General features: G+C 62.6%; 8 protein-coding genes. 7 read left to right on the top strand and 1 reads right to left on the bottom strand.

Going from position 1 to position 6976, the window contains the following annotated elements:
• Positions 1–66: 66 nt before the first annotated feature.
• Entirely contained in the window at positions 67–549 is a 483-nt protein-coding gene (locus tag QX124_RS30800) for a cobaltochelatase CobT-related protein (RefSeq protein WP_315799203.1), read from the top strand.
• Between the two features lie 43 nt (positions 550–592).
• On the opposite strand, the gene hisC is transcribed toward QX124_RS30800, so the two are convergent.
• A complete protein-coding gene (gene hisC, locus QX124_RS30795) occupies positions 593–1660 on the bottom strand; it encodes a histidinol-phosphate transaminase (RefSeq protein ID WP_315799202.1) in 1068 nt (355 codons plus the stop codon).
• 316 nt (positions 1661–1976) lie between these two features.
• On the opposite strand from hisC, the gene QX124_RS30790 reads away from it, so the two are divergent.
• The 6 genes from QX124_RS30790 to QX124_RS30765 all read left to right on the top strand — a co-directional run bounded on the left by QX124_RS30790 (position 1977) and on the right by QX124_RS30765 (position 6975).
• On the top strand, positions 1977–2156 hold the full coding sequence (locus QX124_RS30790) for a hypothetical protein (protein WP_315799201.1): 180 nt from the start codon (positions 1977–1979) through the stop codon (positions 2154–2156).
• A gap of 179 nt (positions 2157–2335) precedes the next feature.
• Positions 2336–2644: a hypothetical protein gene (locus QX124_RS30785; RefSeq protein ID WP_315799200.1), complete on the top strand. Its 309-nt coding sequence runs from the start codon at positions 2336–2338 to the stop codon at positions 2642–2644.
• On the top strand, positions 2622–3254 hold the full coding sequence (locus QX124_RS30780; RefSeq protein WP_315799199.1) for a hypothetical protein: 633 nt from the start codon (positions 2622–2624) through the stop codon (positions 3252–3254). Before QX124_RS30785 ends, QX124_RS30780 begins: the two co-directional genes overlap by 23 nt.
• 455 nt (positions 3255–3709) lie before the next feature.
• Positions 3710–4003, top strand: coding sequence for a helix-turn-helix domain-containing protein (locus QX124_RS30775; protein ID WP_315773686.1), 294 nt, complete (start codon positions 3710–3712; stop codon positions 4001–4003).
• Positions 4004–4015: 12 nt separating this feature from the next.
• Positions 4016–6031, top strand: coding sequence for a hydrogenase 4 subunit B (hyfB, locus tag QX124_RS30770; protein ID WP_315799198.1), 2016 nt, complete (start codon positions 4016–4018; stop codon positions 6029–6031).
• Complete coding sequence (locus tag QX124_RS30765; protein WP_315773651.1) at positions 6022–6975, top strand: respiratory chain complex I subunit 1 family protein; 954 nt, start codon at positions 6022–6024, stop codon at positions 6973–6975. The genes hyfB and QX124_RS30765 overlap by 10 nt, the downstream gene beginning before the upstream one ends.
• The last annotated feature ends 1 nt before the right edge of the window (position 6976 follow it).

Here is a 6976-nt window from a genome sequence, read left to right as displayed (position 1 = left end):
GCCCCGCGTTGACCGTTTCTTTCGAATGCCCATCGCAACCTCCTCATCGAGTGTTGCGACGACCAATTGAATCCACCCGGCCTGAGCCGGCAGAAATGGCTCCGCGACGGCAAACCCGCCTATCCGGGACGGCTGAACGACCTGCTGCACATCGTCTACTGCAGCGGCGGCAAGACCTTGGGCGCGCGGGATTGCGCCGTGATGCTCCGACAGGGACTTACCAAAGAGAATATCGACGGCGAAGCGCTCGCATGGGCCGCAACTCGGTTGCGCCGTTGCAAGGAACGACGAAAGATCCTGATCGTGCTGTCCGACCGCGCCCCGGTTGACGACTCGACGCTCCTCGAGAACGGCGACGAGTATCTCAGCCGTCACTTGCGCACCATCGCCGGCGAGATCGAGCAGGCCGACGACATCCGGCTGGTGGCGATCGGCATCGGCCACGCGACGGCGCCGTACTACCAGCAGGGCATCACGATCAGTTCGCCGGACGAGTTGGAGAGCACCCTGCTACAGCTGATCGAGCAGCTTCTGGACAGGCCTTGCTAATGCGCTCGCGCCGCAAGACGAGCGCGGGGATCATGCGCCCGTCTCAGCTGTTCTGCGCCAACACCTCTCGCAGCGCGTCCGTCAGCCGCGCGAGCTCCGTCTCCGAGCCGATCGTAATGCGCAGATAGTCGGCGATCCGCGGCGCGGTGAAGTGACGGACGAGCACGGCTCGCTCGCGCAGAGCGCTCGCCAACGCCTGGCCCGAATGGTCCGAATGCCGGGCGAAGACGAAGTTGGCGCTGGACGGCAGCACTTCGAAGCCGAGACGAACCAGCGCGGCGGAGAGGTCGGCACGGTTCTTCATGATGACCGAGCGCGCCTGCTGGAAATGGGCGTCGTCCTCGATCGAGGCGATCGCGCCGGCCTGGGCGGGCCGACCGAGCGGGTAGGAGTTGAAGCTGTCCTTGACCCGCGTCAGGCCTTCGATCAGGCCGGCGGCGCCGATCGCGTAGCCGACGCGCAGCCCGGCCAGCGCGCGCGATTTCGACATCGTCTGCACCACCAGCAGGTTGGGATGCTCGGAGATCAAAGGGATCGCAGTCTCGGCGCCGAAATCGACATAGGCCTCGTCGATGACGACGGCCACATCGCTGTGGGCAGCAGCCAACCGTGCGATCTCGGCACGCGACAGCGCAATTCCGGTCGGCGCATTCGGATTGGCCACGATCACGGGGCCGGGGCGGTCGACATAATCGTCGATACGCACGCGCATCTCGGCATCGAGCGGAACGGTCGCGTAATCGATTCCGAGCAGCCGGCAGTAGACCGGATAGAAGCTGTAGGTCACGTCAGGGAACAGCAGCGGCGCAGGTTGCTTCAGGAGCGCCGCAAATGTATGCGCGAGCACCTCGTCGGAGCCGTTGCCGACGAACACCTGCTCGGGTGAGACCTTGTGATAGGCCGCGAGCACCTCGCGCAGCCGCGTTGCCTGGGGATCTGGATAGAGCCGCAAGGTGTCGGCAGCGGCGGCCCGTATGGCCTCGATCGCCTTCGGCGACGGCCCGAACGGGCTCTCATTGGTGTTGAGCTTGACCAGGCCCGGGATCTGCGGCTGCTCGCCAGGCACATAGGGCGACAGCCCATGAACGAGCTCTGACCAGAAGCGACTCAAGATTGTTCTCCTGCGCGCCCGAGATCCGCCAATCGACGCATCGACCGGAACTGATGGACGTGCGAATTGAACGTGCTGTGGTTCATCGGCGAATGGCGCGCCCGGAACGATTCGAACGTCCGACCCTCAGATTCGTAGTTCAAAAACATTGCTTCGCCACGCTATCCGACTGTACGCCACAGCGCAACGATAGACGCAAAAGTCCTTAATTTCGAGCCTTTTATCGCACATCCTCCTACAAGGTCAGGGTCGAACCGTCGAACTCCCCGATTTTCCAAAACCGTTTGAAAAACCGTTTTTGTTTCGGAGCGCTCCGATGGCCGATGTCCGCCTCCTGCTGACCGACAAAGAAATCGCTCGCCTGCCGACCCCGAGGAAGGGCTGGTATCTGGCGCGCGACACCGAACTGAAGGGATTCTTCGTCGTCGAAGCGGAAACGAACCTTTACCGTCCAAGGCGACCCGAGCGACTGCCAAGGAATATCTTGCTCAGATAAGCCGGGGTCAGCATCCCAAGGCCGGGTCGAAACCGAGTCGCGTCGCGGCCAGCGGGGATAGCCCGACCGCGCATCAATCCGGCGGCATCACGCTCAGGCAAGCGTGGGAGCGATATCGCGACGCCCACATGATTAGGAAAGGCCGTAGCGAGCGCACAATCGAGAGCTATCGGGATCACGTGGAACGAATCTTCATCAAATGGCTCGATACGCCATTGGAAGATTTGGGCCGCCACCCTGCAAAGGTGGTCGAGAGACATGACGAAATCACCAAGGAGAACGGGCCATATATTGCGAATGGAAGCATGCGCACTCTCCGGGCCATCTATTCCCACGCCCGCAAAGCGAACAAGACCTTGCCGCCCGATAATCCCGTCGGGGCTATCGACTGGAATGGAGAGAAGCGACGCGACACCGGAATGGGGCCCGGTGATCTGAGGGCCTGGTTTTTCCGAATTGTCGGTTTTGGACAATCCGATCCGCCGTGAATTCCATCTCTTCACGCTGCTTTCGGGATGTCGGCCCACCGCGTTGCAGGAAACCACTCCGGGCAATATCGATTTCAAGAGACGGATCCTGCACATTCCGAAGCCCAAGGGCGGCGCGAAGCGGGCCTTCGACATTCCTCAATCTCGGGAAATGATCCGCTGCCCGATCCGAGTCATGCGCTTCGGACATCAGATGCGTCCGTCGCACGCCCGCCAATGGATATTCCCGGCCGACAGCGTGTCGGGGCACGTCGTCGAGCAGAAAGAAGATCGGGCCACGCTGTCGAAATGGGGTAACGATCTACGGCAGAGCTTTCGCACCATCGCCGCCGCAGCCGGCGTGTCGGAGTTCGATGCAAAGCTGCTGATGAACCACGCAATTCCCGGCGTGAACGCAGGCTACATCACTCGCCCTAAGCTGCTGGAGGATCACCTACGACGCCAACAACAAGCGATCAGCAGTACGGTATTTGCGGCATTGAACGCGAATAGCCCAAGTACCCGTCGGTGGCCAAAATCCACCAACTCGCAACTTCTCAACCCACGTGCCCATGTTATCGCTGACGTCATTCGCGGGCAACAAGGGCTGAAGTCAGCGATCGCGAAATAGCAAGAGCGCGCTCCGTGGGAGAGAGGTGCTTAGTGTCGGCTCCTAGACGCGCGAAACGCGTGTAGCGATCCGCTCTTCTGCATAGATGACGGCACAAGCTCCCCTGTGGCGGAGAGAGTATCAGTCAATCTCCATTGAAAGAGAACGCATTTTCGTTCTTCCCCGACCCAAACCCACCGATTGAGCTACGGCCGGAGAATAGGGTTTCGCCCCCGACAACGACCTGTTCCGTCAATAATCCGTCATCGCCGAAAGTCCATCAAGCGAGTCGATCAATGGCCGGCCTGCAATACGCACCCTCCAATGCGTTGATGCCTGGGACAAAGTCCTCGGCAAATGAGGTCTCGAACATCAATATAGCTATACAAAACAACTTCATTGGTATAATTGATCGAGCAGCTAGCACTTTTACGTGCAGTATTGATGCACAAAATATCAGTACTGGCATCTCGACGATGATCACCGCAGCACAGCTCCGCGCGGCCAGGGCGCTTCTTGACATCGACCAGCGCCAGCTTGCCGAACTGTCTGGCCTTTCGGTCCCCACGATCCAGCGTATGGAAGCGAGCGAAGGCGTCGTGCGCGGCAACGTCGATTCCTTGATGAAATTGATCGAGGCGCTGATCCAGAGCGGCATCGAACTGATCGGCGACGGAGCAGCCAGTCAGACCGGAGGGCGCGGAGTCCGGCTCAAGGAGCCCGCACTCTCCGACTCGCGCCACGTGAAGGGTATGGCGAAAAGGGCATAGGATCCAATTCAGATGAGTGTCGTTGCATTCCTCATGCTCTGCGCAGCGGCGATGTTGGGGGTTGCGCTGTTGGCGGTAGCCATCTCGCACAAGTACGCGGCGACTCGCATCATCTACGGCGCCATGCTGGCGCTGTGCAGCGCGGCGACGGTTTTTTCGCTTCTCGCGCTTGCCGGCCATGCCGGCGCTCCGACTGACCTCGTTCTGCCGCTCGGCCTGCCCTGGATCGGCGCACACTTCGCGATCGATGCGCTCTCGGCCTTTTTTCTCGTTGTCGTGAATATCGGCGGCGCCGTGGCAAGTCTCTACGCGCTCGGCTACGGCGCGCACGCGGAGGAGCCGCATCGCGTGCTGCCGTTCTTTCCGGCCTTCCTCGCCGGAATGAATCTGGTCCTGCTGGCGGCTGATGCCTTCAGCTATCTGTTGTCCTGGGAGTTCATGTCACTGGCCTCCTGGGCGCTCGTAATCGCGCATCATCGCGATCCCGAGAACATGCGCGCCGGCTACGTGTATCTGATCATGGCGAGCCTCGGCACGCTCGCGCTCCTGCTCGCCCTCGGCCTGCTCGCCGGGCCGGGCGGCAATTACGACTTCGAGACGATCAGACATGGCGTGCGAACGCCGCTGACGGCTGCGATGGTCCTCGTGCTGGTCCTGATCGGTGCAGGATCCAAGGCCGGGCTGGTGCCGCTGCATGCCTGGCTGCCGCTTGCGCATCCGGCGGCGCCAAGTCACGTTTCGGCTCTGATGAGCGGCGTGATGACGAAGGTCGCGATCTACGCCTTCATCCGCATCGTGTTCGACCTTGCCGGCGACCTGCCCTGGTGGTCGGGCGCGCTGCTGCTCGCGATCGGCAGCCTGAGCGCAGTCCTCGGCGTGTTGCAGGCCCTGATGCAAGACGACGCCAAGCGGCTGCTCGCCTATTCGACCATAGAAAATATCGGCATCGTCTTCATCGGGCTCGGCCTCGCGCTGTCGTTCCGAGCCGACGGCATGAATGCGGCGGCCGCGCTGGCCATAACGGCAGCCTTGTTGCACGTGCTCAACCATTCCCTCTTCAAGAGCCTGCTGTTCTTCGGCGCCGGCGCGGTGCTGACCGCAACCGGCGAGCGCGACATGGATCGTCTCGGCGGATTGATCCACCGCATGCCGGTGACGAGCTTCCTGTTCCTGGTCGGCTGCATGGCGATCTCGGCGCTGCCGCCACTGAACGGTTTCGTATCGGAATGGCTAACCTTCCAGGCCGTGCTTCAGAGTCCCGACCTGGCGCGATGGTTGCTGAAGGTCATGGTCCCGGCGGCAGGCGGCCTGCTCGCGCTCGCAGCAGCGCTGGCGGGCGCGACCTTCGTCAAGGCCTTCGGTATCACCTTCCTCGGCCGTCCACGCAGCACGGAAGCGGGACAAGCAACGGAGGTGGACCGCTTCTCGCTCTCGGCCATGGCGACACTTGCCTTGCTCTGCCTGATCACCGGCATCGTTCCGGGCTTCGTCATCGATGCCATCGCCCCGATCACGCACCAGCTTGCCGGCACGGCGCTGACGCCGCAGGGGAGCCGGCCCTGGCTCACGATCGTGCCGGAGGCCGAAACCGGCAGCTCCTATAACGGCTTGCTCGTCTTTCTCTTCATCACCACGTCCGCGCTGCTGGCGGTGTGGGCCATCCACCGCTTCGCCTCGCACGCGATCCGCCGCGGCCCGGCATGGGATTGCGGCTTTCCCGATCCCAGTCCGCTGACGCAATATTCCGGCTCGAGCTTTGCCCAGCCTATCCGCCGTGTGTTCCTAGCGCGGACTCCTGTCACGAGTGAAGAGGTCACCATGCCCGCGCCCGGCGACACACGCGCCGCCCGCTTCACGCTGACGATCGCCGATCCGGTGTGGGACTGGCTCTACGAGCCGGTTGCCGGCGCCGTCGAACGCGCCGCGCTCCAGCTCAACAAACTGCAATTCCTCACCATCCGCCGCTACCTCAGCCTTGTCTTCCTCTCCCTCGTGCTGCTCTTGCTGGTGCTGGCGATATGGAGCTGATCTCCGCCCTTCTCGTTCAGGTCTCGCAGATGATGCTGGTGCTGCTGGCGGCGCCGCTGCTGACCGGCTTCATCCGCAAGGTGAAGGCGCGCCTCCAGCGCCGCCGCGGCCCGCCGATCGTGCAGCCCTATCGCGATATCCTACGGCTCCTGAAGAAGGAGGTCGTGGTCGCGGACAATGCCTCGTGGATATTCCGCGTCGCGCCCTATCTGATCTTCGCGGCGACCTGGGTCGCCGCCGCGCTGGTGCCGACCTTCGCCAAGGGTTTGCTGTTCAGCTGGTCCGCGGACCTCATCGCCATCATCGCGCTGCTCGCCAGCGCGCGGTTTTTCCTCGCGCTCGCCGGCATGGATATCGGCACCGCCTTCGGCGGCATCGGGGCGAGCCGGGAAATGATGATCGCCTCGCTCGCCGAGCCGGCCATGCTGCTAGTCGTCTTCACCATGGCGCTGGTTGCGCACTCGACGCAGCTCTCGGCCGTGGCCGATCTGTTCGCCTCGGGCGTCGGCCTGCGTGTCTCGCTGGGCCTTGCGATGGTCGGGCTGATCATCGTCGCCATCGCCGAAAACGGCCGCGTTCCGGTCGACAACCCGGCGACCCATCTCGAACTCACCATGGTGCATGAAGCCATGGTGCTGGAATATTCAGGTCGCCACCTCGCCATGATCGAACTCGCGGCCGCGGTCAAGCTGCTGCTCTACATCTCGCTGATCGGCTGCATCTTCGTGCCGTGGACGCTGGCTGCGCCCAGCGCGAGCACCGCAAGCCATCTGACCGGATTCACCGGCTATCTCGCCAAGCTCACTGTGTTCGGCTTTCTGCTCGGCGTGTTCGAGACCGCCATTGCGAAGATGAGGGTGTTCCGCCTACCGGATTTCGTCGGCGCTGCCTTGATGCTCGGCCTGCTCGGCACGCTGCTGTTGTTCGTATCGAGGAGCCTCTAGC

It is taken from the genome of Bradyrhizobium sp. SZCCHNRI3043 (assembly GCF_032377735.1).
In the GTDB taxonomy this organism is placed as follows: domain Bacteria; phylum Pseudomonadota; class Alphaproteobacteria; order Rhizobiales; family Xanthobacteraceae; genus Bradyrhizobium.
This window is presented reverse-complemented; position numbering and strand designations above follow the sequence as displayed.

Excerpts from the sequence above, each read along its gene's own strand:
- QX124_RS30790 (WP_315799201.1), top strand. The coding sequence starts at position 1,977 with ATGGCCGATGTCCGCCTCCTGCTGACCGACAAAGAAATCGCTCGCCTG.
- hyfB (WP_315799198.1), top strand. The coding sequence starts at position 4,016 with ATGAGTGTCGTTGCATTCCTCATGCTCTGCGCAGCGGCGATGTTGGGG.
- QX124_RS30775 (WP_315773686.1), top strand. The coding sequence starts at position 3,710 with ATGATCACCGCAGCACAGCTCCGCGCGGCCAGGGCGCTTCTTGACATC.
- QX124_RS30765 (WP_315773651.1), top strand. The coding sequence starts at position 6,022 with ATGGAGCTGATCTCCGCCCTTCTCGTTCAGGTCTCGCAGATGATGCTG.